20 protein-coding genes and 2 tRNA genes are annotated in these 22593 nt (G+C 71.2%); 5 read left to right on the forward strand and 17 right to left on the reverse strand.

Features of this window, described 5'->3' with window-relative positions; all coding sequences use genetic code 11:
- Nucleotides 1–32: 32 nt before the first annotated feature.
- The 4 genes from ACFWRV_RS29595 to ACFWRV_RS29610 form a co-directional block, all read right to left on the reverse strand.
- Nucleotides 33–106: transfer RNA gene (locus ACFWRV_RS29595), tRNA-Met, on the reverse strand.
- A gap of 86 nt (nt 107–192) precedes the next feature.
- The gene (locus ACFWRV_RS29600) at nt 193–2277 is read right to left on the reverse strand and encodes a tetratricopeptide repeat protein (RefSeq protein ID WP_384338838.1); all 2085 of its coding nucleotides are present in this window, start codon (nt 2275–2277) and stop codon (nt 193–195) included.
- A gap of 227 nt (nt 2278–2504) precedes the next feature.
- Nucleotides 2505–2578: transfer RNA gene (locus ACFWRV_RS29605), tRNA-Met, on the reverse strand.
- Between the two features lie 42 nt (nt 2579–2620).
- Nucleotides 2621–5656 carry a UPF0182 family protein gene (locus tag ACFWRV_RS29610; RefSeq protein ID WP_384338879.1) on the reverse strand — a complete coding sequence of 1012 codons (3036 nt, stop codon included), beginning with the start codon at nt 5654–5656 and terminating at the stop codon, nt 2621–2623.
- A 135-nt stretch (nt 5657–5791) separates the two neighbouring features.
- Here ACFWRV_RS29610 and ACFWRV_RS29615 point away from each other — a divergent pair, with 135 nt between their 5' ends.
- The gene (locus tag ACFWRV_RS29615; RefSeq protein ID WP_384338840.1) at nt 5792–6352 is read left to right on the forward strand and encodes a PPA1309 family protein; all 561 of its coding nucleotides are present in this window, start codon (nt 5792–5794) and stop codon (nt 6350–6352) included.
- 47 nt (nt 6353–6399) lie between these two features.
- Here the strand turns inward: ACFWRV_RS29615 and ACFWRV_RS29620 are convergent, their stop codons facing one another.
- The 4 genes from ACFWRV_RS29620 to ACFWRV_RS29635 all read right to left on the reverse strand — a co-directional run bounded on the left by ACFWRV_RS29620 (nt 6400) and on the right by ACFWRV_RS29635 (nt 9648).
- Nucleotides 6400–7515, reverse strand: a complete 1116-nt coding sequence (locus tag ACFWRV_RS29620; RefSeq protein ID WP_384338841.1) for a PDZ domain-containing protein — start codon at nt 7513–7515, stop codon at nt 6400–6402.
- A 101-nt stretch (nt 7516–7616) separates the two neighbouring features.
- The gene (locus ACFWRV_RS29625) at nt 7617–7787 is read right to left on the reverse strand and encodes a hypothetical protein (protein ID WP_015611229.1); all 171 of its coding nucleotides are present in this window, start codon (nt 7785–7787) and stop codon (nt 7617–7619) included.
- 126 nt (nt 7788–7913) lie between these two features.
- The gene (locus ACFWRV_RS29630; RefSeq protein WP_205086261.1) at nt 7914–8375 is read right to left on the reverse strand and encodes a molybdenum cofactor biosynthesis protein MoaE; all 462 of its coding nucleotides are present in this window, start codon (nt 8373–8375) and stop codon (nt 7914–7916) included.
- A 121-nt stretch (nt 8376–8496) separates the two neighbouring features.
- Nucleotides 8497–9648, reverse strand: a complete 1152-nt coding sequence (locus ACFWRV_RS29635) for an SDR family oxidoreductase (RefSeq protein WP_384338843.1) — start codon at nt 9646–9648, stop codon at nt 8497–8499.
- Between the two features lie 190 nt (nt 9649–9838).
- Here ACFWRV_RS29635 and ACFWRV_RS29640 point away from each other — a divergent pair, with 190 nt between their 5' ends.
- A complete protein-coding gene (locus ACFWRV_RS29640; RefSeq protein ID WP_384338845.1) occupies nt 9839–11302 on the forward strand; it encodes a zinc-dependent metalloprotease in 1464 nt (487 codons plus the stop codon).
- Nucleotides 11299–11838, forward strand: a complete 540-nt coding sequence (locus tag ACFWRV_RS29645; RefSeq protein ID WP_384338846.1) for an NUDIX hydrolase — start codon at nt 11299–11301, stop codon at nt 11836–11838. The genes ACFWRV_RS29640 and ACFWRV_RS29645 overlap by 4 nt, the downstream gene beginning before the upstream one ends.
- Nucleotides 11839–11925: 87 nt before the next feature.
- Here the strand turns inward: ACFWRV_RS29645 and ACFWRV_RS29650 are convergent, their stop codons facing one another.
- The 4 genes from ACFWRV_RS29650 to ACFWRV_RS29665 form a co-directional block, all read right to left on the reverse strand.
- Complete coding sequence (locus tag ACFWRV_RS29650; protein ID WP_384338847.1) at nt 11926–12681, reverse strand: AIM24 family protein; 756 nt, start codon at nt 12679–12681, stop codon at nt 11926–11928.
- Between the two features lie 19 nt (nt 12682–12700).
- A complete protein-coding gene (locus tag ACFWRV_RS29655) occupies nt 12701–13381 on the reverse strand; it encodes an AIM24 family protein (RefSeq protein WP_384338848.1) in 681 nt (226 codons plus the stop codon).
- Nucleotides 13382–13392: 11 nt separating this feature from the next.
- Nucleotides 13393–15000 carry a TerD family protein gene (locus tag ACFWRV_RS29660; RefSeq protein WP_384338850.1) on the reverse strand — a complete coding sequence of 536 codons (1608 nt, stop codon included), beginning with the start codon at nt 14998–15000 and terminating at the stop codon, nt 13393–13395.
- A gap of 121 nt (nt 15001–15121) precedes the next feature.
- A complete protein-coding gene (locus ACFWRV_RS29665; RefSeq protein ID WP_384338852.1) occupies nt 15122–15736 on the reverse strand; it encodes a M48 family metallopeptidase in 615 nt (204 codons plus the stop codon).
- A gap of 215 nt (nt 15737–15951) precedes the next feature.
- On the opposite strand from ACFWRV_RS29665, the gene ACFWRV_RS29670 reads away from it, so the two are divergent.
- Nucleotides 15952–17130, forward strand: a complete 1179-nt coding sequence (locus tag ACFWRV_RS29670; protein WP_384338854.1) for a ThiF family adenylyltransferase — start codon at nt 15952–15954, stop codon at nt 17128–17130.
- A gap of 64 nt (nt 17131–17194) precedes the next feature.
- Nucleotides 17195–18586, forward strand: coding sequence for an ABC1 kinase family protein (locus ACFWRV_RS29675; protein ID WP_384338855.1), 1392 nt, complete (start codon nt 17195–17197; stop codon nt 18584–18586).
- Between the two features lie 22 nt (nt 18587–18608).
- On the opposite strand, the gene ACFWRV_RS29680 is transcribed toward ACFWRV_RS29675, so the two are convergent.
- The 5 genes from ACFWRV_RS29680 to ACFWRV_RS29700 form a co-directional block, all read right to left on the reverse strand.
- Nucleotides 18609–18812, reverse strand: coding sequence for a hypothetical protein (locus tag ACFWRV_RS29680; RefSeq protein WP_384338857.1), 204 nt, complete (start codon nt 18810–18812; stop codon nt 18609–18611).
- Nucleotides 18813–18911: 99 nt separating this feature from the next.
- The gene (locus ACFWRV_RS29685) at nt 18912–19271 is read right to left on the reverse strand and encodes a hypothetical protein (protein ID WP_384338858.1); all 360 of its coding nucleotides are present in this window, start codon (nt 19269–19271) and stop codon (nt 18912–18914) included.
- Nucleotides 19268–19636, reverse strand: a complete 369-nt coding sequence (locus tag ACFWRV_RS29690; RefSeq protein WP_006127424.1) for a WhiB family transcriptional regulator — start codon at nt 19634–19636, stop codon at nt 19268–19270. The genes ACFWRV_RS29685 and ACFWRV_RS29690 overlap by 4 nt, the downstream gene beginning before the upstream one ends.
- 176 nt (nt 19637–19812) lie before the next feature.
- Nucleotides 19813–20139: a hypothetical protein gene (locus ACFWRV_RS29695; RefSeq protein WP_384338860.1), complete on the reverse strand. Its 327-nt coding sequence runs from the start codon at nt 20137–20139 to the stop codon at nt 19813–19815.
- A gap of 166 nt (nt 20140–20305) precedes the next feature.
- Nucleotides 20306–22585, reverse strand: coding sequence for an ATP-dependent DNA helicase UvrD2 (locus ACFWRV_RS29700; protein ID WP_384338861.1), 2280 nt, complete (start codon nt 22583–22585; stop codon nt 20306–20308).
- Between the last annotated feature and the right edge of the window lie 8 nt (nt 22586–22593).

Consider the following 22593-nt stretch of genomic DNA (forward strand, 5'->3'; position numbering starts at 1 on the left):
GATCTCGATGAGATCCGGGCCTTCGTCTTCAGTAGCGGGGACAGGATTTGAACCTGCGACCTCTGGGTTATGAGCCCAGCGAGCTACCGAGCTGCTCCACCCCGCGTCGGTGAATGCAACATTACGTCAGCGGGTCGGACGGCGCAAATTCATTCACACCGGCCCCGGGCACGCCCGCGCGGACGTGCGGCGTCACGCGGTCAGCTCCTGGTGCAGCGCCTCGCGCAGCCGCGCCGCCCGCTCGGCCACCTCGGCCGGGCCCAGCTCCACCGCCCGCGCACACCAGCGCTGCCCCTCGGTGAGCTCGCCCCGGCGCGCGGCGAGCAGCGCCAGGCGCAGCGCGGCACGGCCGTGTCCGGCGCCGGCCGCACGGGTCCACCACAGGGCGGCCTCCCGCTCGCTGCCTTCGCGGGCCAGCAGCAGCCCGAGGTTGAAGGCCCCGTTGCGGCTGCCCGCCTCGGCGGCCTCCCGGTACCAGTGGGCGGCGCTCTCCACGTCCCCGCGGGCGGCGGCGAGCATGCCGACCCGGACCTGGGCGCGGCGGTGGCCCTGCTGGGCGGCCCGCTCGTACCACTCCTCGCACTCGGTCTTCTCCGGCATCGGCTCGCCCAGCGCGGGCGGTCCCGGCGGCGGCTGGCGCGCGTCCAGCACCCCGGCCAGCCGGAACGCGGCCTCGGCGCTGCCGCCGCCCGCGGCGCAGCGCAGGTGCCGCTCGGCCTCCCGGTCGTCGCCGTCGCGCAGCAGGGCCATGGCGACCTGGAGCGCCGCGTCGGTGTGCCCGGCCGCGGCCGCGCGCTCGTACCAGCCGAGCGCCGTACGGTCCTCGTCGCGCCCGGCGTGCAGGATGCCCAGGTTGAAGGCCGCGTCGACGCTGCCCGCCTCCGCCGCCTTGGAGAACCAGGGCTCGGCCCCGGTGTGGTCGCCCGCCTGGAGGAGCAGCACCGCGAGCGCGTTGGCGGCCTCGCGGTGTCCGGCGTACGCGGCGCGGCGGTACCACTGCTCGGCCTGCGGGATGCGGTCCTGGGCGGCGCAGAGCAGCCCGAGGTTGTACGCCCCGTTGACGTCACCGGCGTCCATGGCGGCCCGGTACCAGCGCTCGGCGGTCTGCTGTTCACCGCGTGCGGCGTGCAGCGCGCCGAGCGCGTTGGCGGCGTTGCCGTCGCCGTCCTGGGCAGCCCGCAGCCACCACACGGCGGCGCTCTCCTCGTCGCCCGCGTCGCGCAGCAGGAAGCCGAGCGCGCAGGCGGCGCGCGGCTCGCCGTCCTTGGCGGAGGTCAGGTACCAGCGTCCGGCCTCCTTGAGCTCGCCGCGCTGCTCCAGGATCGCGCCGAGGTGCAGAGCGGCACGCCGGTGACCCCGGGCCGCGGCCTGGCGGTACCACTGCTCGGCCTCGCCGACCCGGCCGGCGGCGGGTCCCGCCACGGGGCTGTCGCCGTCGGCCGCGCCCTTGTCGGCCGCGCGCTTGTCGCCCGGGCCCGTCGCGCGGACGTCCTTCGTGGGCGCGGGGGTGGAGGCCGGGAGGCCGAGGCCCGTCCCGGTCCGGCCGGAAGCTTCGCCCCGGCCTAGGCCGAAGGCGTCGTGCGGGTCCTCGACGGCCTTCCGCTCCAGGGCGCGGGCCAGCCGGTAGGCGGCCTCGCGGTGCCCCTGTTCGGCGGCGGCGCGCAGCCAGCGCTCGGCGCCCACGTCACTGCGGTGCTCCAGAAGGTCGGCCAGCGCGTACGCGCCCAGCGCGTGGCCCTGCTCGGCGGACTGGCGCAGCCAGTACTCCGCGCCGGGCTCGTCGCCGCGCTCGCGGAAGTGCCGGCCCAGCGCGTGGGCGGCGGCGGCGGAGCCCGCCACGGCGGCGATGCGCCACCAGCCCGCGGCCTCGTCCGGGTAACCGCGCTGGTGCAGCAGGACGCCCAGGTTGTTCGCGGCGGCCCGGTCCCCGTCGGCGGTGGCGGCGCGCAGATACCGCTCGGCGCCGTCCAGCTCTCCCCGGCGCAGCAGCAGCGCGCCAAGGACGCTCATGGACGCGGTGTCGCCGGCGTCGGCGGCACGACGGTGGCGCGCCTCGCTCTCGGCACTGTCCGCGGCGTCGACCGCGTCCGTGGTGTCCTCGTCGGACGGGGCCGCGGCGGCGCTCGCGTCGATGGCGCCGGTCCGCTGGACCGGTGCGCCCGCCCCGGCGATGGCAGCGGCGAAAGCCGCGTCTACCGCGCTTTCCGCATCTTGGCCGCGCTGCTGCACAAACCGCCCTGTCTCCAACAGAGTTGCCCTGTCCCCCATAAATACCATCGTCGCACCACCTGTAACCCGCGTACACCTGGTATATCGCGGCCAGTGAGGTCACTACAGCGTTTTGTCGACATGCCCACAGGGAGACAAGTCAAACACGCCTGGAGGCAACTGCTGCCCAGCGAACCGCACTTCACGCCCCCAGCACGGGACCGACACGGCCTGTGGCACAACGGACACGACGAAGGCCCGGATCCCCAAGGGAATCCGGGCCTTCGTCTTTTCAGTAGCGGGGACAGGATTTGAACCTGCGACCTCTGGGTTATGAGCCCAGCGAGCTACCGAGCTGCTCCACCCCGCGTCGTTGTGTTCAAACCGTACCACGACGCGGGGTGGGGCTTTCTCAGCTGCCCTGGTCGGAGCCCTGCTCGGCTCCGTCGGCCGCATCGGGCTTCCTCGCCGGATCCGCCGTGTCCGCGTCCGCCGGCTTCTCGGCGCTCGCGGGCTCGGCCGAACTGTCCGGCTTGGCGTCGCCCTCCGGCTTCTCGGCGTTGTCGGCCTTGTCCCCCTCGGAGCCCGCCTTGGGCTCCGCGGCGGCGGCGCGCTCCAGGGCGTCCTGAAGAGCCTCCTGGGCCTTGCCGTAGGCAGGCCAGTCCTGCTCCTGCAGCGCCTTCTCGCCGTCGGAGTACGCCTTCTGGGCGTCCGCGATGGCCTTCTTGAGCGCGGCGCTCCCGGTGGCCGGAGGCTGGTCGGTCTCGTCCGGCGGATCATCGGCGTCGGGCGGTGTCGTGGTCCCGTCGTCCTCGACCCCGAAGACGGCGTTGAGCGCCTCCGCGAGACTGTTCTCGAAGACGATCTTCGAACCGTACGAGGCGGCCACCTTGCGCAGCAGCGGGTAGTTCTGGGTGCCACCGCGCGTGTAGACGGGCTCGATGTAGAGGAAGCCGCCTTCGAGCGGCACCGTCAGCAGGTTGCCGTACTCGATGTCGGAGTCCGAGCCTCTGAGGTCCCTCACGAACGTGGCGACGTCCTCGTTGCCGTTCAGCTCACTCTGTACCTGGCCCGGGCCCTTCACCGTGGAGGTGACCCGTAGCAGCCGCATGGTGCCGTAGTCCTTGCTGGCCGCGTCCGCGTTCACCGCCATGAAGGCCCCCAGGTTGGGGCGCCCTCTGGGAGTGAACGTGGTCGTCAGCGAGAACTGCTGCTCGTTCTGGCCCGGCATCTTCATGCTCAGGTAGTACGGCGGAACGGAGCCCGGCTCCTTGTTGGTCGGGTCGTCCGGCACCTGCCACGCGTCGGAGCCGCTGTAGAACTGCGCGGGGTCCTCGACGTGGTAGCGGGTGAGCAGCTCGCGCTGGACCTTGAAGAGGTCCTGCGGATAGCGCAGGTGGTCCATGAGCTCCTGCGGGATGTCACCGCGGGGCTCGACCGTACCCGGGAACGCCTTGCGCCAGGTCTTGAGGACCGGGTCCTCGGTGTCCCACTCGTAGAGCTTGACCTTGCCGTCGTACGCGTCGACGGTGGCCTTCACCGAGTTGCGGATGTAGTTGACCTGGTTCTGCTGGGCGACGACCGCGCGCTGGTTGGTGGTCAGCGAGTCGGCCGTGGTGTCGCCGAGCGTCGTCCGGGAGGCGTACGGGTAGCCGTTGGTCGTGGTGTACGCGTCGACGATCCACTTGATCCGGCCGTCGACGACCGCCGGGTAGGCGTCGCCGTCGATGGTCAGCCACGGGGCGACCGCCTCGACGCGCTCCTTGGGCGTGCGGTTGTACAGGATCCGCGAGCCCTCACCGATGGCTCCCGAGTACATGATCTGCGGCTCGCTGAACGAGACCGCGTACGCGGCACGGTTGAAGGTGTTGGAGAGACTGACCCCGCTGTCGCCCTCGTAGCTGGTGGTCCTCTCGCCGTCCTCCTCGTAGTCGAGCTCCTTCTGGGGCCCGCCGACGATGGAGTACTGCTCGGTCTTCTCGCCGTAGTAGATCCGCTGCTCGTACTTGCCGAACTCACCGGTGGAGGGCAGGCCCGACTCGGTGAAGTCCGGCGACCCCGCCGGGTTGGTGCCGGTGGTCGTGCCGCGGGCCGCGATGGCGCCGTAGCCGTGGGTGTACGTGAAGTGGTCGTTGATCCAGTTCCGCTTGGGCAGGCCCTGGATGTTCAGTTCACGCAGACCGATGACGGTGTCCTGCTCCTTGCCGTCCTCGTCCTTGTAGCGGTCGACGTCCAGCGTCCTCGGGAACTGGTAGTAGTTCCTCCGCTGCTGGAGCTGCTGGAAGGCCGGGGAGACGACGTTGGGGTCCATCACGCGGTAGCTGGCGGCGGTGTTGGCCGCGGCCCGCAGCTTGGCGTCGTCCTCCGTGGTCGCCTGACCGTCGTAGTCGTCCACCTTGGCGTCATCGATGTCGTACGCGTCGCGTGTGGCATTGATGTTCTTCTGGATGAACGGCGCTTCCTTGGCCTGCTCGTTCGGCTGGACCTGGAACTTCTGCACGATCGCCGGGTAGAGCCCGCCGATCAGGATCGCCGAGAGCACCATCAGGCCGAAGCCGATGACCGGGAGCTGCCAGGTGCGGCGCCACAGCGTCGCGAAGAACAGCGCCGCGCAGATCGCGGCGATGCAGAACAGGATGGTCTTCGCCGGGAGATAGGCGTTGGCGTCGACATACCGCAGGCCCGCCCAGTTGTCGGTGGCCTTGAAGTCACTGGACTTCACGGCCAGCCCGTACCGGTCGAGCCAGTACGCCACGGCCTTCAGGGAGACGAAGATGCCGAGCAGCACCGAGAGGTGGCCGGTGGCCGCCCCGGTGGCGCGGGCGCCGGGGCTGGTGATGCGCAGCCCGCCGTACAGATAGTGGGTCAGCGCCGCGGCGATCAGCGCGAGCACGGTCGCGGCGAAGCCGAAGCCCAGCATGAAGCGGTACCACGGCAGGTCGAAGGCGTAGAAGGACACGTCCAGCTGGAACTGGGGGTCCTTCTGCCCGAACGCCACGCCGTTGACGTACATCAGCCACGTGCGCCACTGGCCGGAGGCGGAAGCTCCGGCGATCAGCCCGACGAGCGCCGTGACGGCGAGCAGCACCCACTTCTTGTAGGGGGCGATGCTCATGCGGTAGCGGTCCAGGCTCTGCTGCTCCAGCGACATCGCGCTCAGCGGCGGCCGGAGCCGGTGCGCGAGCCAGACGTTCACGCCGATGGCCAGCGCCATCAGCAGTCCGAAGACGAGGAACAGCCCGATCTTGGTCCACAGGGTGGTGGTGAAGACGGATGAATACGCGACCGACCTGTACCAGAGCCAGTCCGTCCAGAACCCGGCGAACATGACGAAGGCCATGGCGAGAACCGCCAGGACGCCCAAAGTCATGAGCAGGGTACGGGCGCGCCGGGACGGGCGGCCGACTCTGATCCGTGGCCCGGTCGGGCCTCCGCCGCGGTCCGGCATCTGGAAAGCCAACGTGCGCACCTCGAAGTTCGCGGTCGTGTGAACAGGCCCAGCGATCCTAGAGCCCACCTATGCAACTTACTGAGGCTTTACCTAGTTCCCGTTCCCGGGGCGGAAGGAGGCAGGATATTGCCCATGTCCAACGTTTCCCCCGCAGGACCCCCGATGGCCGCGAGTCCGCTGACCGTCGCCGTCCTCGAAATCGACGCCTATGCCTCCAACCTCGGCTGGGACCAGCCCGCCCGGCTGTTCGCCCTGGTCGACACCGCCCGACTGCGGGTCCAGGAGCCCGGCCTCGCCGCTCAGCTGGGCCTGGAGGACCCCAGCTCCTCGGTCGCCGCGCTCACCCCGATCGAGCAGGACGAGCTGCCGCCGGGCACCGCGCTCGACGACTTCCTCGCCACGATCGCCTGGCCTGACGCCGTCGTCGGCTGCGCCATGACGGTGGAACGGCTGATGCTGCCGCCGTCCGCCGAGGCGTCGGTGCCGGAAGGTCTCAGCGACAAGCAGCTGACCCAGTGGGTGGCCAAGCACCCCGACCGGCAGGAGGTGCGGATGACCGTGGCCGTCTTGCGGGACGGGGCGCGCGAGTCCGCCGTGCGGCTGCGCGAGAAGGACTCCCCCACCGAGGTGCTGACCGGGGCCGGTCTGGTGCCTGGCCTCGCCGAGGCGCTCGCGGCGACGTTCGAGTCCTGATCCGACCGCTGCCCGGGGCCCTTGCACGGTCCCGGGCGGCGCGGCCGTCAGCCGGTCGAGCAGCTCGGCAGGCCGGCGGTCTTCCCCGCCCGGATCTGCTCCAGCGACTTCGTGGCGTCCTCGATGGTCTTGATCCGCACGAGGGTGAGCCCGTCCGGGGTGTCGGCGGCGGCCGAGGCGCAGTTGTCGTCGGGCGTGAGGAAGTAGCGGGCGCCGGCGTCGCGGGCGCCGACCAGCTTCATGTTGATGCCGCCGATCGGTCCGACGGTGCCCGCGTCGTCGATGGTGCCGGTGCCCGCGACGAACGTGCCGCCGGTCAGATCGCCCGGGGTGAGCTTGTCGATGATGCCGAGGGAGAACATCAGGCCGGCGCTCGGCCCGCCGACGTCCGCCAGCTTGATGTCGATCTCGAACGGGAACGTGTGGTCCGTGCCGGCCCTGATCCCGACGATCGCCCGGTCCTTGCCGCCCTCCTCGCCGTCGCCCTCGGCGGCGGGAGCCTTCGCGGTCCTGATGGTGATCTTCTCGCTGCCCTCGGGGGCGCGGCCGGCCTTCTCGGCCGCGGCGGCCTCCTTCGCCGGGACGATGGTGAAGGTGACGTCCTCGCCGGGCCGGTGCTCGGTGACGAGCTTCGCCACGTCGCCGGGTTCCTTGACCACCGTGCCGTCGACGGCCTTGATCACGTCGCCCGCGTGCAGCTTGTCCTCGGCAGGGCTGTCCTTGACCACCGTGGAGACCACGACCTGCGTGGAGACCGGGATCTTCAGCTCCTTCAGGGCCGCCACCTTGGCGCTCTCCTGGGACTGGCTGAACTCCTCGGCGTTCTCCTGGGTGGACTGCTCCTCGGTCTTGCCGTCCGGGTAGAGCGTGTCGTGCGGCACCACGACGCTGTCGTGGGCCAGCCAGCCGTAGACGGCCTCGACGATGTTCATCCGGTAGTCCGCTCCGGTGACGCGGACCGTCGTCATGTTGAGATGGCCCGACGCCGGGTACGTCTTGCGACCGGAGATCTGCAGAACGGGCTCGCCACGCGCGTCACCCAGCGTGTTGACCGTCGGTCCGGGAGACATCTCCGAATACGGCACTTTGATCAGCACGCCTGCGCAGAGCAGCGCGATGAGGACGAGAGTGGAGGCGAGCATCGTCGCGGTGCGGCGTGGCATGGAACGACAGTACGGGAAGGGCCTGTCAGTGCACCGCCGGGGCCGGTCCGTACGAGGCGACCGGAACGCGGCGGAAGGTGGTCACTCGGCGTGCGTCGGTCTCAGAGAGCCTCGGAACCGGAGTGCGATTTCTCCATCGCGTCACGGAACCTGGCGTAGCCGGCGAGTTCGGTGACATCACCGGTCGTGCGATTGCGGGCAGCCCAGCTCGCCCATATCGCACCACCGACAGCAGCGAAAAGTGGAATCAACAGCCAAGCGAGTGCCGCCATCACGACCTCCCTACCCCATGAGCGACCGGATGCCCGATCAGCAGATTAACGATCCGGAAGACCAACGCTCGTGGCGGGGGTGCGGTTACGCAAATCGGGGCTGATGCGCCCCGGTCCGGTTTGCGCTCAGCAGGCTCCGACCCACTCCTCCGTGCCGTCCGAGAAGCGCTGGTGCTTCCAGATCGGGACCTCGTGCTTGAGGTCGTCGATGAGCTTGCGGCAGGCTTCGAAGGCCTCGGCGCGGTGCGGGCAGGCGACCGCGACGACCACGGCCAGGTCGCCCACCTCCAGTTCACCCACTCGGTGGACGGCCGCCAGTGCGCGGACCGGGAAGTCGGCGACGACCTTCTCCGCCACTCGGCGCATCTCGTCCTCGGCCGAGGGGTGACAGGAATAGCCGAGCGCGCCGACGTCCTGTCCCGCGTCGTGGTTGCGCACGGTGCCGACGAAGAGCGCGATCCCGCCCGCCGCGTCGTCGCCGACGGCACGGAAGACCTCGTCGACGGAGAGCGGGGCGTCCCGGATCGCCAGCAGCCGGATGGGGTCGGCCGCCGCGTGCTCGCCGGGGTGATCGTGAGTGGGTGCCATGCTCCCATCGTGCCGCATGGCTCCGGCATCCCGGAATTGCCTGTTCTACCGGCGGCCGGCCGGCCGGTTTGGAGCCTCCTACAGGGGCCGCGCCACAGGGGCCCCCGGGCGCGGTGGGCGGTCAGATACGGCGGCGGGCCTTGCGGGCGCGGCGGACCACGGCGGCGGCGCCGAGCAGGGCGACCGTGGCTCCGGCGGCTCCGGCGGCGGTGGCGTCCTTCCGGCCGAGGCGGCGTCCGGCGAGCGTGTGGCGGCCCTCGACCTCTTCGAGGAGGGCGCCGAGCACCTCCTCGTTGGTCCACTTCGGCCGCCATCCCACATCGTGCAGCCGGCTGACGCTGACCACCCAGGGGTGCATCGTGTAGGCCAGGTCGCCCGCCGGGGACGGGGTGAGGCCGATCCGGTGCAGCCGGGCCGCGGCTCCGAGCGCCACGGCGGAGGGCAGCTCCATCCGGCGTACGCCGCTGAGCTCCTCGACCTCCTCCTGCTCCAGCCAGCCGTCGCAGCCGACCGCGAACTCGCCGTCGATCTTCTCCAGGGCGGCGTACTCCAGCGCCGTGACCAGGTCGTCCACGTGGCAGAACTGCCAGGTGGGACGGGATCCGGCGACGACCAGGAGGCGCGGGGACTCGAAGTAGCGGGTCAGGGCGGTGTCGGTGCCGCCGATCAGGACGGTGGGGCGGACGACGGTGACGTTGAGCCCGGGGTGGGCGCGCGGGGCCCGGCGGCCGAGCCGTTCGATCTCCAGGAGGTCGCCGACGCCGGTGGCCTCGGCGGTGGCGCGCAGCTCGGCGTCCTCGGAGAGCGGTACGTCGTTGTCGGCGAGCGCCCCGTAGACCATCGCCGAGGTGCACAGCACGACCCGGTGGACCCCGACCGCGGCTGCGGCGGTGAGCACGGTCTGGGTGCCGCGTACGTTGTACGCGGTACGGGCGGCGGGGTCGGTCTCCAGGTCGAGGTCGAGGGCCAGGTGCACGACGACGTCCGCGCCGCGCAGCTTCTCGGCGATGGCCGGATCCCGTACGTCCAGGATGTGCCAGGTCGCCTCGGAGACCTCTCCGCGGCGCTCGTCGATCGCGATGACCTGCTTGATCGCGTCGGAAGCGGCGAGATGGGCGGTCAGCAGTTCGCCGATGCCGGTGGCGGCGCCGGTGACCGCGACGACGGGGCCCCGGTTTCTGGGGGCCCTGGGGCGTTTCTCTTCGGGCGCGTTCTCGGGCGAGGGGTCGGTCAGGTTTCGCGCTGCGCGAACCTGCGGATCTGGGGAACTCACCGGGCGTCTCCAGCGGTTGTCTTCAGTACGTACCCGAATGACGCGTACGTACCAGGTGGCGTCCATCCTGCCGCAGGCCGGGAGTCGGCGGAGCACTGAGGCCCGAAGCGGGCGTGGTGTCTACGCTGGATGGTGATGTCGGGCAGTCGCCGTCGGTTCGAGCCGGCGGCCCTACGAGCCGAGGAAACCCGTGAGTGACACCCCATTCGGATTCGGCCTTCCGCCGGAGGAGCCGGAGAACGGCGACGAGGGCAAGAAGAAGGACCCCATCGAAGGTGGGCAGAGCGCGGGCGGGCCGGGAAACCCGCTCGGTTTCGGGCCGGGGGCGGGCGGGGACAACCCGTTCGCCGCAATGTTCGGCTCGATGAATCCGAACGATCTCGGCGCGGCCTTCCAGCAGCTCGGCCAGATGCTGAGCTACGAGGGCGGTCCCGTGAACTGGGACATGGCCAAGCAGATCGCCCGCCAGACGGTCTCGCAGGGCGCCCCGGACGGGTCCAAGGACGCCAGTGTCGGCCCGTCCGAGCGCACGGCGGTCGACGAGGCGCTGCGGCTGGCGGACCTCTGGCTGGACGGCGTGACGTCGATGCCGTCCGGTTCGGTCTCCACCGTGGCCTGGAGCCGCGCGGAGTGGGTCGAGGCCTCGCTGCCGGCCTGGCAGCAGCTGGTCGATCCGGTGGCCGAGCGGGTGGGCCTGGCGATGGGCGATGTGCTGCCCGAGGAGATGCAGGCCATGGCGGGCCCGCTGATCGGCATGATGCGCTCCATGGGCGGCGCCATGTTCGGCCAGCAGATCGGGCAGGCCGTGGGCGTGCTGGCCGGTGAGGTGGTGGGTTCCACCGACATCGGACTGCCGCTGGGACCGGCGGGCAAGGCCGCGCTGCTCCCGTTGAACGTGGAGAAGTTCGGCAAGGACCTCAGCGTCCCGCAGGACGAGGTCCGGCTGTATCTGGCCCTGCGCGAGGCCGCCCACCAGCGCCTCTTCGCCCATGTCCCCTGGCTCAGGTCGCATCTGTTCGGCGCCGTCGAGGCGTACGCGCGCGGCATCAAGGTCGACACCAGCAAGCTGGAGGACGTCGTCGGCCAGTTCGACCCCTCGCAGCCGGAGCAGCTGCAGGACGCCCTTCAGCAGGGCATGTTCCAGCCGGAGGACACGCCCGAGCAGAAGGCCTCCCTGGCCCGTCTGGAGACGGCTCTCGCGCTGGTGGAGGGCTGGGTGGACGCGGTGGTCCACGAGGCCGCGAAGTCCCGGCTGACCTCGTCCGACGCGCTGCGCGAGACGATGCGCAGGCGGCGCGCCTCCGGCGGACCGGCCGAGCAGACGTTCGCCACGCTCATCGGTCTCCAGCTGCGCCCGCGCCGGCTGCGGGACGCCTCGCGGCTGTGGGCCTCGCTCACGGACGCCCGGGGCCTGGAGGGCCGGGACGCGCTCTGGTCCCACCCGGACATGCTGCCGACCGCCCACGACCTGGACGACCCGGACGGCTTCGTCCACCACGAGCAGGCCGACTTCTCCGAGCTGGACAAGATGCTCGGCGAGGCGGCGAAGGGCTCCGGCAAGCCGAAGGCCCCCGAGACCGACGCCGACGCCGACGATCAGGGCGAGGGCAAGGGCAAGGGCGACGAGGACGGCAAGGGCGGCCCCGGTCAGTGAGCCTGCACGACGACGCCGTTCTCGTACTGAAGGGGTACGCCCCCGAGGACGCGCACGGTGACCAGACGGAGCTGCGTCAGGCCTACCTGGATCACCTGGCACTCCACGACGACGGCATGTGGAAAGCGTGCGGCGCCGGGCATGTGACGGCCAGCGCCCTGGTGATCGATCCGGAGCGGGGGCAGGTTCTGCTGACCCTGCACCGGAAGCTCCGGATGTGGCTCCAGATGGGCGGCCACTGCGAGGAGCAGGACGCCACCCTGGAGGCGGCGGCGCTCCGTGAGGCGACGGAGGAGTCCGGCATCACAGGGCTCACGCTGCTGCCCGGCGGACCGGTCCGGCTGGACCGGCACCCGATTCCGTCCCCCTGCAACTGGCACCTCGACGTGCAGTACGCCGCGTTGGCCCCGGCCGGAGCGGCGGAGCGGATCAGCGAGGAGTCCCTGGAGCTGCGCTGGTTCGGCTACGAGGACGTGCCCGAAGTGGCCGACGCGTCCGTCGTGCGGCTGCTGGAGGCGACGCGGTCCCGGCTCTAGCGGCAGGCTGAAGCGATATGCGTAAGGGGCGGCCTCTGTGGAGGCCGCCCCTTACTGCTGTCTACCGCTGTGTTCTGCGGGTGCCGGTCAGTTCCAGGCGTTGTTCTGGTTCTGACCGTGAGAGCCCTGCTGGCCCATGCCGAACTGGGCGCGGGCGCCCTGACCGATCTGGGCGTTCTGCGGAGGCATGACCTCGCTCGGCTGGACCAGGGCGAAGCCCTGCCCGAGGAAGCTCAGCTCCCAGCCCTCGCCAGTGTTGCCACGACGCCTGAAGACGCCGGAGGAGTGCGTCTGGGCCTGCATCTGCACGCGCAGGGAGCTGGACCAGGCGACGATCGCGTCCGCGTCGACGTTGACGTACTTCTCGGGCGTGACCTGCATCATCAGGGGCTGGCCCGAGGTCATGAGGGCGACCTTGCCCGAGCCGGAGATGTTGAGCTGGTACTTGCCGCTGCCGGAGATGCCGTACTGGCTGTCCACCGCGATGACCTCGGTGTGCAGCGAGGAGTCGAGCGCGAGGACGTAGGAGCTGTCCACGGTCATCCCCTCGCGGTCGACGTCCACGACGTGGATGTACTGGGCGAGATTGGCGAGGTAGACGGTGCCCTGGCCGGATACGCGCATCAGGTCGAGGCCCTCGCCGGTGCGCGCGCGTGCGCTGCGCTGGCTCCGGGACTGGTACTCCCCGTCGAAGTCCATCAGGCCCTGGTAGGCGACCATGGCGCCCTTGCGGGCGAGGACGTCGTCGTGGCCGGTCAGCGAGACCCGCAGGAGCTGCGGGTTCTGGATCGCGTACCGGTCCTGGGTCTGCTGCTCGGTGTGGCTGAAAAGCGGACTCTGCATGATGTGTTCTCCCTCCCCGTCAGTTCCGGATCCGCAGCCGGTCCGTGCTGTCCTCGCTCGGCTGGACGACGACGATGCCCTGGCCGGAGAAGGCCATCTGATAGGCCTCGCCGCTGCCGCGGCCGATCAGCGAGCCGGCCTTGAAGCTGCGCTTGCCCTTCACCTTGAGGTTCGGGGACCAGGCGACGAGCGCGTCCGGGTCGACGTACGTCTCGTCCTCGCCGCGTCCGCAGTCGACGACGATCGGGGTGCCCCGGGAGGTGATGGCGACCCATCCGGTGCCCTGGACGACGACGTTCCACAAGCCCTGTCCGGCGAACTTGGCCAGCCCCTTGACCTTCTCGACGCCCCAGGTGAGGTGGGCGTCGAAGGCGAGGAGGTTGGTGCCGTTGACGGAGAGGGAGTCGTTGTCCAGGTTGATGACCACCACGTCGGCGCCGTAGTCGGCGAGGTAGAGCAGCCCGTCGCCGGAGCACTTCATGACGGGTGCACCCTCGCCGGTGATCCACTGGGAGGCGATCTGCCGGACGGCCGGCGGGTTGGGCTCGTACTGGATGAAGCCCTCGTACGCCACCATCGAGCCGGTGCGCGCGTAGAGGTCCTGCCCGGTGGCCATGGCGACCTTGAGCATGGTCTTGCCGTGGTTCTCCATCCGGGCCGTGACGGGGGTCGGGGCGAAGCCCGCGAGTTGCTGATTCATGACGGGCTCCCTCAGACCTCGTAGGGCTGGACGACGATGAAGTTGCCGGGGGCTCCCCGGAACTGGAGGTTCACGGTCTCCCCGCTGTGTCCGGGGTACGCGTTGCGGCGCAGCCGGACCTGGCTGGAGACGATCACCTGGGAGGCGGCCGACCAGGCGACGACGGCGTTGCAGTCGGCGAACGTGGTGGGCGTGACCGGCAGGACGACCGGGGTGCCGTGGGTCTTGACGATCACGGTGCCGGTGCCCTGGAACAGCATGGTGAACAGGGCGCCGCCCGGGATGCCGTGCCCCTCGACCCGGCGGACCTCGTACTGGAGGGATTCGTCGTAGGCGAGGACGCTCTCGGCGGAGACGCAGATGCCGTCGCCCTGCAGTTCGATCGGGTGCAGGTGCGAGCCCTCCTCGGCGAGGAAGACCTGGCCGCGGCCCGTACACCGCATGAGCTGCATTTCCTGGCCGGTGGCGTTGCCCACGGCGCGGCCGACGAAACCGGCGCTCTTGTGGCCGAAGTCGACCTTGCCCTGATACATCACCATGCTGCCCTGGCGGGCCAGGACTCCGGATCCGCCCATGGTCAGGTCGACCCGCATGAGCTGCTGGTTCTGCGGGGTCCAGCGCTGCCCGGTCGCGGTCTCCTTGAACGGCTGCAGAGCCGCCTGAAGACCCGCGCCCGCGGCCGGCACGCCCTGGGGCACGCCCTGCGGGACGCCCGGAGGCATACCGCCGGGGGGCTGCTGGCCGAACGGGGACGGCGCGGGCTGACCGTAGGGAGCGGGGGCCTGCTGGCCGAAGGGCGGGGCGGGCGGGGCGCCCTGACCCGGGACCTGGCCGAACTGCGGCTGCTGGGGCTGGCCGTACGGTGACGGGGCCTGCGGAGCCTGGGGGGCTTGGGGGGCCAGCGGGGCAGCGATCGTCGGTGCGGCGTGCATCGGCTGCTGCGGCGCGGGCGGCGGAGTGGGCGCGGACGGGGCGCCGAAGGACGGTGCGGGCTGCGGGGCCTGGGGGGCGGGCGGCGCACCGAAGGCCGGGGGCGCGGTGGCCTGGGCCGGCGGGGCGAAGCCCGGGGCGGCGGCGGGCGGCGCCTCTTCTTCGGCCACCTCGCCGCCGAAGTTCTTCAGGAGCGCGTCGAGACCGCCGTCGAATCCCTGGCCCACGGCGGCGAACCGCCACACGTCCTTCAGATAGAAGTCGCCGAGCATCACCGCGCGCTCGGTGGTGAACTCCGACCCGGTGAAGGCGTACCTCACCACTTCCTCGCCGCCCGCGACGATCCGGATGTACCCGGGGCCGATCTGGGACATCTGCCCGCCGCCGTCGAGCGCCGCGGTGAAGGAGAGCTTCTGGATGGACGCCGGAATGCGGTCGAGCGTGACGCGGAAGGACTCGGTGTCACCGGACTGCTCGCCGAGGAGCTGGATGGACTCCTCGGGCGATTTCGGCTGATTGAAGAAGATGAAGTACCGGTCGTCGGAGAGCTGCTCGTTGGCGTCGAGACCGAAGCAACTGATGTCGAAAGTCAGCCCCGGTGCCGCGATCTGCACACCTACGTACAGATCCGTCCCTTGCGTGAGATCACTGATCTTGGCCTTGTGGCCGCGTTGGAATTCCCTGGCCATGCGTAACGACCGTCCCCCATCCCGAAGGTAAATCCGTCGCGTCAGGCTAACCGCAAACGACGACAACGGACCAAGCCGGTACACACCCGGTACAGAATCGGCGAACGCGGACGACTCCCCGTCACTCCTCGCGGGCGGCGGGCAGCTGATCGGCCGCCACCACGCCCTCCAGATACCCGCGGGCGCGCTCGGTGCGCGGATACGCCTCCAGCAGCCGCCAGAACCGCGGACCGTGCCCGGGAACGAGCAGATGCGCCAGCTCGTGGAGGAGCACGTAGTCGACGACGTACTCCGGCATGCCCTGCAGCCGGTGCGAGAGCCTGATGCTGCCTTCGGCGGGGGTGCACGAACCCCAGCGGGTGTTCTGGTTGGTCACCCAGCGCACCGAGACGGGCCTGGCGCGACCGTCGAAATACTGGGCGGACAGCCGTGCGGCACGCTCTTCCAGCTCCGTGTCGCCCAGGACGCGCTTGTTCTCCTGGGCGGCGAGCTTGTCCAGCATCACGCCCACCCAGCGCCGCTCCTCCGCCTCCGACATCCGGGCGGGGATGAGCACGATCGTGCGGTCGCCCTCCCGGTAGGCGGAGACCGACTTCCTGCGCCGGGTACTCCTGCGGACCTCGACCGCGCTCGTCACCGAAGCGCGGGGCGGATGGGCTGCCGCGCTGCGCTGATGGCTTCCGGCGCTGCGCGCGGGGGTCTCCCCGGCGAAGCCGGACGACGGGTCGACGGGCACGCCACGACGTTACCCGCTGTCCGTGGGGGAAGTCCCGCCCCGGGGACGGTTGACTGCGATCCGCGGATTGCACGATTAACAGCCTGTGCCTGTGGACAACTCCGCGCACGGTTCGAGGCAGGCCCGCATTCTGACGGTGGTCCTGCGGAAAGATCCGCGGATCATCCGGTCTGCGGGCGTATCCGCGCCCGCGACACCGCTCGGGGGGAGAAGTCATGTATCCGATGCTGAAGCCCGCACTGCGGCGCGCCTGGCGTGGCCGGAACACCGTGCAGTTCGGTGTGACACCCGCGCATGCCGTGACGCTCGGTCCGGTGGACCTCGCCACGGGAAGCTTTCTGGAACTGCTCGACGGCACGCGGGGGCTGCCGCTGCTGCACGAACAGGCACGCGCCCTGGACTTGTCGGAACATCATGTGGACGTCCTGCTCCGGCGGTTGACGGAGGCAGGGCTCCTCGACGACCCCAGGTCGGCGGGCCCCGAAGCCGATGCGCTGCGTCGCCGTGCCGAAGTGATGGACCGCCAGCGTCCCGACGTGGCCTCGCTGTCGGTCGTCCGGCCCGAGCCGGGCGGTGGGCTGCGCCGGATGGGGGCCCGGCGGGCGATGCGGGTCCAGGTGCGGGGCGCGGGCCGGGTCGGGGCGTCCATCGCCTCGGTGCTGTCCGGTGCGGGGGTGGGGCAGGTGGAGGTGCTCGACGGGGGCCGGGCCGAGCCCTGGGACGTAGCGCCCGGGGGCCTCCCTCCGGCGTCCGTGGGGGAACGGCGGGATGTGGCGGCCCGGCGGCTCGTCCGCCGTTCCGCACCCGGGCCCGCTCCCCGGCGGGCGAGGACGGACGGGACGGGGGCCGAGCCGGCGGGAGCCGACCTGGCGGGGAGCGCCGGACAGCCGCCCGGCCTGTCCCTGATCATCGTCGCGCCCCGGGACGGCCTCGCGGTGTACGCACCCGTCGCGGATACGGCCGGTCCCTGGATCGCGTCGGGCACTCCTCATCTCTACGCGGGGGTGATCGAGGCCACAGGGGTGGTCGGGCCGCTCGTCCTGCCCGGGGGCACCGGCTGCGCGGGCTGCCTGGAACTGCACCGTGCGGACCGGGATCCGCAGTGGCCCCGGATGCTGGCGCAGTGGCGTTCCGGACGGCGGGGTGCCGTGCCCGCCTGCGATCTGGGGCTCGCGACGGCGGTCGCCGGTCTCGCCGCGGCACATGCCCTGGCTTTTCTGGACGGGGATCTCCCCGCCTGTACCGGAACTCGCTGGGAGGCCGCTCTGCCCCTGCTGGACTGGCGTTCCGAGCAGATCGGCCCGCATGCGGACTGCTCCTGCGGGGCGGCCGGGGGCGCTGGAAGGGAACGGGCCTCCGGTGCGCTTCCGGCGCAGGACACAATGGCGGGGTGACCGCCGCCGCCGGAACGACCACCGGAGACCGAGCGGCACGGCAGTCTGGGAACTGGAGGGGCACATGTCTGATCTTCCCCGGAAGGCGGTTACGCGTACGGCCAAGCTGGCCGCGCTTCCGCTCGGCTTCGCCGGCCGAGCCACCTGGGGTCTGGGCAAGCGGATCGGCGGAAAGTCGGCCGAGCTGGTCGCCCGTGAGGTGCAGCAGCGTACGGCGGACCAGTTGTTCAAGACGCTGGGTGAGCTGAAGGGCGGGGCCATGAAGCTGGGCCAGGCCCTCTCCGTCTTCGAGTCGGCCCTGCCCGAGGAGATCGCCGGGCCCTACCGGGCCGCGCTGACCAAGCTCCAGGAGGCCGCGCCGCCGCTGCCCGCGCGCACGGTTCACGAGGTGCTGGCGACACGGATCGGGGAGGACTGGCGGGAGTATTTCCTGGAGTTCGATGACACGCCGGCGGCTGCCGCCTCGATCGGGCAGGTGCACCGGGCGGTGTGGCACGACGGCCGTGAGGTCGCGGTGAAGGTGCAGTATCCCGGCGCGGGCGAGGCGCTGCTCTCCGACCTCACGCAACTCAGCCGGTTCGCCCGGCTGCTCGGCCCGCTGGTCCCGGGGATGGACATCAAGCCGCTGATCAAGGAGCTGCGCGACCGGGTGTCGGAAGAGCTGGACTACGAGCTGGAGGCGCAGGCGCAGCGGGAGCACGCGGCGGTGTTCGCGGACGACCCGGACGTGGTGGTCCCCCAGGTGGTGCACCAGTCCGACCAGGTGCTGGTGACGGAGTGGATCGACGGGATCCCGCTGTCCGAGGTCATCGTGGAGGGTACGGCGGATCAGCGGGACCGGGCGGGGCAGCTGCTGGCCCGCTTCCTCTTCTCCGGTCCGGCACGCACCGGCCTGCTGCACGCCGACCCGCATCCGGGCAACTTCCGGCTGCTGCCCCCGGTGGCGGAGGACGCGGAGCATGCGGAGGAGGAAGGCGGCGCGGTCGGCTCCTGGCGGCTGGGGGTGCTGGACTTCGGCACCGTCGACCGGCTTCCGGGCGGCCTGCCGCGGACCATCGGCGACTCGTTGCGGCTGACGCTGGAGGGCGACGCAGCGGGCGTTTACGGGCTGCTGCGCGAAGAGAACTTCGTGAAGGAGTCGATCGACCTGGATCCGGACGAGGTCCTCGACTACCTGCTCCCGATCATCGAGCCCACGCAGGTGGAGGAGTTCACCTTCACCCGTGGCTGGATCCGTGACCAGGCGGCCCGGATAGCCGATCCGCGCTCCCCCGCCCATCAGCTCGGCAGGCAGCTGAACCTCCCCCCGTCCTACGTCCTGATACACCGGGTGACGCTCAGCACGATCGGGGTGCTGTGCCAGCTCGGCGCGACGGTGCGGCTGCGCGACGAGCTCGAAGCGTGGCTGCCGGGGTTCCTCGCCGAGACACCGGAGGGGGAGGCAGTCGAGGCGTAGGGAGGGCCGCGGGCTTCCGCGGTCACCACCAGAGGGAGTCGAGGCGGCTCTCGATCGCGCGGATGTGGAGGCGGGCGCAGCTCTCGCAGAAGTGGAGACGGCGCCCGTCCTCCACGGCGCTGAGCCAGGTCACGGGGACGGTGTCGCCGTCGGCGGCGGTACCGCACCGGGCGCACACCATGCTTCCCTCGGCGGGCTGTTCGGGGGGATGGGTCGCCTCGTCCACCTCCTGACGATATCCCCGCGACCGGATCGCCGAGGGCACAACGCACCGCGGGGCCGCCCGTGTCCGGACGGCCCCGCGGTGGGGTGATGGCTGCACAGGTCAGTGCATGACCGCCATGGCCAGCGCGCGGCGGGCGCGCAGCGAGGCGCGCTCCGCCCGGCGCTGCATCCGGCGGGCGGCCACCAGGCGGGCCGACTGGCGGTCCTCCTGGGCCTCCCGCAGGCGGTCGTGCATATGCGCACGCGCCAGGGCTTCTGGGATGAGTTGCATTTCGCGGGTCCTGTTCTGACGCGAGTCGTTCGCGCCGATGATGGTGACGTCGGGGGTGGCGGAGCCGACGGGCTCCTTCGTGGGGGTGATCATTGGTGCCTGATTCCGAGGGTCATGTGTATGGGGGCGGTCGATCGTTCCGATGCGCAGACTGTGTGTGGGGGCGGGGACCCCACAGGTCGCGGTCACGCGGCGACCGGGTTCTTGCGCGGACGGCCACGCGGACGCTTGCGGGCCACGACGACACCCTGGACGAAGAGCTCGCCGCCCCAGACACCCCACGGCTCGCGGCGGTCCTTCGCGCCGGCGAGGCAGGCCTCGACGAGCGGGCAGGTGCGGCAGAGGGACTTGGCGTACTCGACGTCGGCGGGCGACTCGGCGAAGAAGACCTCGGGGTCGTAGGAGCGGCACGGGACGGGCACGCCGAGGTTCTCGATGGCGTCGTCGAGCGCGGTGAGCGTGGTGAGCGGGGTCAAGGTGGAGTCCTCCGTGGAGCCGGGCGGCGAGATCGGGGTGGAAAGCGGTACTGACGGGGCGTGCGTTTCGATGTGCACGGCGGGTGGTGTCCTCGTCTGGTCGTGCCGGCCTGTTGGCCGGTTGGCGGCTGCTGGTACCAGGTCCTGCTTGTCCCGAGGCTCCTTCGTTCCGTCCCGTCCGTTCGGACAAAACAAAAGGGCCGCGGATCCCGAGTGGGGTTCCGCGGCCCTGAAGGCGCCGGCCTGATGCTGGATCAGGCTGGATCACTCCAGGGTTCAGGCCCACGGAAGGCCCACATCGTGTGGTGCTGCGTCTGCGTCTTGATTCCGGCACCGGCTGCCGCAAAGGCATAGGCCTGAGCCTGTGCCGCCTTCGCTACTGCTGCCGCCGGTGCCTCGATCGGTCGCTCATTGCGCTCCCGCATCACGGGGAGGCTCGCCAGGGCCAGCGGACGGGCGGCAGAGATGCCGGACAGACCGGTGGCGTGAAGCGAGGCAACCGAGGAGCGGGTGAGGCCGAGCGAGCAGGCGGAGACGACCGAGAGATCGGTCATTTTCTGGGTTTCGATGATGCTGATCACTTCAATCGCCTCCTCTCGGCGTCTCATGGGACCGGCCGGGGCCGGTCCTGCGTATTCGGATAAGTACAGCACGGATTCAGGGCTTCAGAGAAGTCGCTGTTCCCGTGGTTAAGAACCTATGGTGACGACTGGTGCGCGCGCAAACTATTTTCTGGACGAGTTTTTCTCATGTCTCGTCGTCGCTCTCCTCGGGCTCGCCATCAAGCCCCTCACCTGCACAGATGGCCAGAACGTCGGGGCCGAAGCGGCTCAGCTTCCGGTTGCCGACGCCGGCGATGACGACGAGCTCGCCCTCGGTGGACGGCACGGCCTCGGCGATCGCCATGAGGGTCTTCTCGGTGAACACGCAGTAGTCCGGCTGACCGAGCAGGGCCGCCTGGCCCGCGCGCCAGTCGTGCAGCCGCTCGTACAGCGCCTCGTCCATGTCCGAGGGGCACTCCTCGCAGCGCATCAGCTTCATCGCGCCCGCGTCGGTGAGCGTCCGTCCGCAGACCCGGCAGCGGACGTGGCTCCTGGGCTTGCGCTCGACGGCCGGCGCCCGCTCGGCGGCCGCTGCCCGGCCGGTGCCCCGGTCGATCCCGCCGCCCCCGCCGACGCCGCCCCGCGCGCCGGATCCCGTCGAGCCGGGCCGCAGCCCGTTCAGGAACCGGGTCGGCCGCCGGCTCGCCCGGCCGCCCGGCGACCGGGACAGCGCCCAGGAGAGCGAGAGGTGGACGCGGGCGCGGGTGATCCCCACGTACAGCAGGCGGCGCTCCTCCTCGACCTGCTCGTCGGTCTTGGCGTAGGCGATCGGCATCATGCCCTCGGTCAGGCCGACCAGGAACACCGCGTCCCACTCCAGGCCCTTCGCCGCGTGCAGCGACGCGAGGGTCACCCCCTGGACCGTCGGGGCGTGCTGGGCGGCCGCCCGCTCGTCCAGCTCGCGGACCAGGTCGGTCAGGGTCGCCCCGGGCTTCGCCGTCTCGAAGTCCTCCGCCAGGCGCACCAGCGCCGCCAGCGACTCCCAGCGGTCGCGCACGGCCCCGGATCCGGCGGGCGGGCGGGTGGTCCAGCCCTTGGTGGAGAGCACCGCCCGCACCTGGGAGGCCAGGTCCTGTGCCCCGTCGAGGAGGGAGTCGTTGCGGCCGGCGCGGGCCGCGCCGCGCAGGGCGGTGCCCGCCTCGCGGACCTCGGCCCGCTCGAAGAACCGCTCGGCGCCGCGCAGCTGGTAGGGCACCCCGGCGTCCGCGAGGGCCTGCTCGTAGATCTCGGACTGGGAGTTGACGCGGTAGAGCACGGCGATCTCGCCGGCCGGCACGCCCGCGGCGATGAGGTCGCGGATGCGCCGGGCGGTGGACTCGGCCTCGGTGGGCTCGTCCCCGTACTCCGTGTAGGCCGGCTCGGGGCCCTTGTCGCGCTGCGAGACCAGCTCCAGGCGGTGGTCGGCTGCCTTGCCGTGGGCCTGGCTCAGCAGGCCGTTGGCGAGGTGGACGACCTGGGGGGTGGAGCGGTAGTCGCGGACCAGCTTGACCAGGGTCGCCCCGGGGTGGCGGGTGCGGAAGTTCAGCAGGTGGTCGGGGGTGGCCCCGGTGAAGGAATAGATCGTCTGGCTGGCGTCGCCGACCACGCAGAGATCCTCCCGGTCGCCGACCCAGAGGTCGAGCAGCCGCTGCTGGAGCGGGCTCACGTCCTGGTACTCGTCGACGACGAAGTGCTGGTACTGGCCGCGCACGTGCTCGGCGATGTCGGTCCGGTCCTGGAGGATGCCGACGGTGAGCAGCAGCACGTCCTCGAAGTCGATCACCGAGCGGTCGCGCTTGAGCTGTTCGTACGTGGAGTAGATCTGGGAGAGGACCGCCGGATCGCGGGGGGCGTCGCGCTGGGTCTTGGCGACCGCCGCCGGATAGTCGGCGGGGACGGTCTGGGTGACCTTGGCCCACTCGATCTCGCCGGTGACGTCCCGCAGCTCGTTGCGGTCGAGCCGGAGCTCGCAGCGGGCGGCGGCCTCGGCGACCAGCTGCACCTTCCGCTCCAGCAGCCGGGGCAGCTCGCCACCGACTGCTTTCGGCCAGAAGTACTGGAGTTGGCGGAGGGCGGCGGAGTGGAAGGTCCGCGCCTGGACGCCGGTCGCGCCGAGCTGGCGGAGGCGGCCGCGCATCTCTCCCGCTGCCCGGTTGGTGAAGGTGACGGCGAGCACGGTGGCCGGCTGGAGGATGCCCGCCCGCACCCCGTACGCGATGCGGTGGGTGATCGCGCGGGTCTTGCCCGTACCGGCTCCGGCCAGCACGCACACCGGTCCGTGCAGGGCGAGCGCCACCTCGCGCTGCTCGGGGTCGAGCCCGTCGAGCACGGCGTCCGGGGTCTCGGGAACCTGTGGGAAGAGGGTGGAGTGCGTTGCTGCTGTCACCCCGCCATGCTGCCAGGTCCCCGGGGGCGGATGCGGCGGTTGTCCACAGGGGTGAGGCATTCGTCGTA

This window comes from Streptomyces sp. NPDC058576 (genome assembly GCF_042718715.1).
In the GTDB taxonomy this organism is placed as follows: domain Bacteria; phylum Actinomycetota; class Actinomycetes; order Streptomycetales; family Streptomycetaceae; genus Streptomyces.

Coding starts and splice junctions, on each gene's coding strand:
- ACFWRV_RS29610 (WP_384338879.1), bottom strand. CDS start 5,656: ATGCCGGACCGCGGCGGAGGCCCGACCGGGCCACGGATCAGAGTCGGC.
- ACFWRV_RS29620 (WP_384338841.1), bottom strand. CDS start 7,515: ATGCCACGCCGCACCGCGACGATGCTCGCCTCCACTCTCGTCCTCATC.
- ACFWRV_RS29670 (WP_384338854.1), top strand. CDS start 15,952: ATGTATCCGATGCTGAAGCCCGCACTGCGGCGCGCCTGGCGTGGCCGG.
- ACFWRV_RS29660 (WP_384338850.1), bottom strand. CDS start 15,000: ATGGCCAGGGAATTCCAACGCGGCCACAAGGCCAAGATCAGTGATCTC.
- ACFWRV_RS29675 (WP_384338855.1), top strand. CDS start 17,195: ATGTCTGATCTTCCCCGGAAGGCGGTTACGCGTACGGCCAAGCTGGCC.
- ACFWRV_RS29625 (WP_015611229.1), bottom strand. CDS start 7,787: ATGGCGGCACTCGCTTGGCTGTTGATTCCACTTTTCGCTGCTGTCGGT.
- ACFWRV_RS29600 (WP_384338838.1), bottom strand. CDS start 2,277: ATGGTATTTATGGGGGACAGGGCAACTCTGTTGGAGACAGGGCGGTTT.
- ACFWRV_RS29700 (WP_384338861.1), bottom strand. CDS start 22,585: ATGCCTCACCCCTGTGGACAACCGCCGCATCCGCCCCCGGGGACCTGG.
- ACFWRV_RS29630 (WP_205086261.1), bottom strand. CDS start 8,375: ATGGCACCCACTCACGATCACCCCGGCGAGCACGCGGCGGCCGACCCC.
- ACFWRV_RS29650 (WP_384338847.1), bottom strand. CDS start 12,681: ATGCAGAGTCCGCTTTTCAGCCACACCGAGCAGCAGACCCAGGACCGG.
- ACFWRV_RS29615 (WP_384338840.1), top strand. CDS start 5,792: ATGTCCAACGTTTCCCCCGCAGGACCCCCGATGGCCGCGAGTCCGCTG.
- ACFWRV_RS29655 (WP_384338848.1), bottom strand. CDS start 13,381: ATGAATCAGCAACTCGCGGGCTTCGCCCCGACCCCCGTCACGGCCCGG.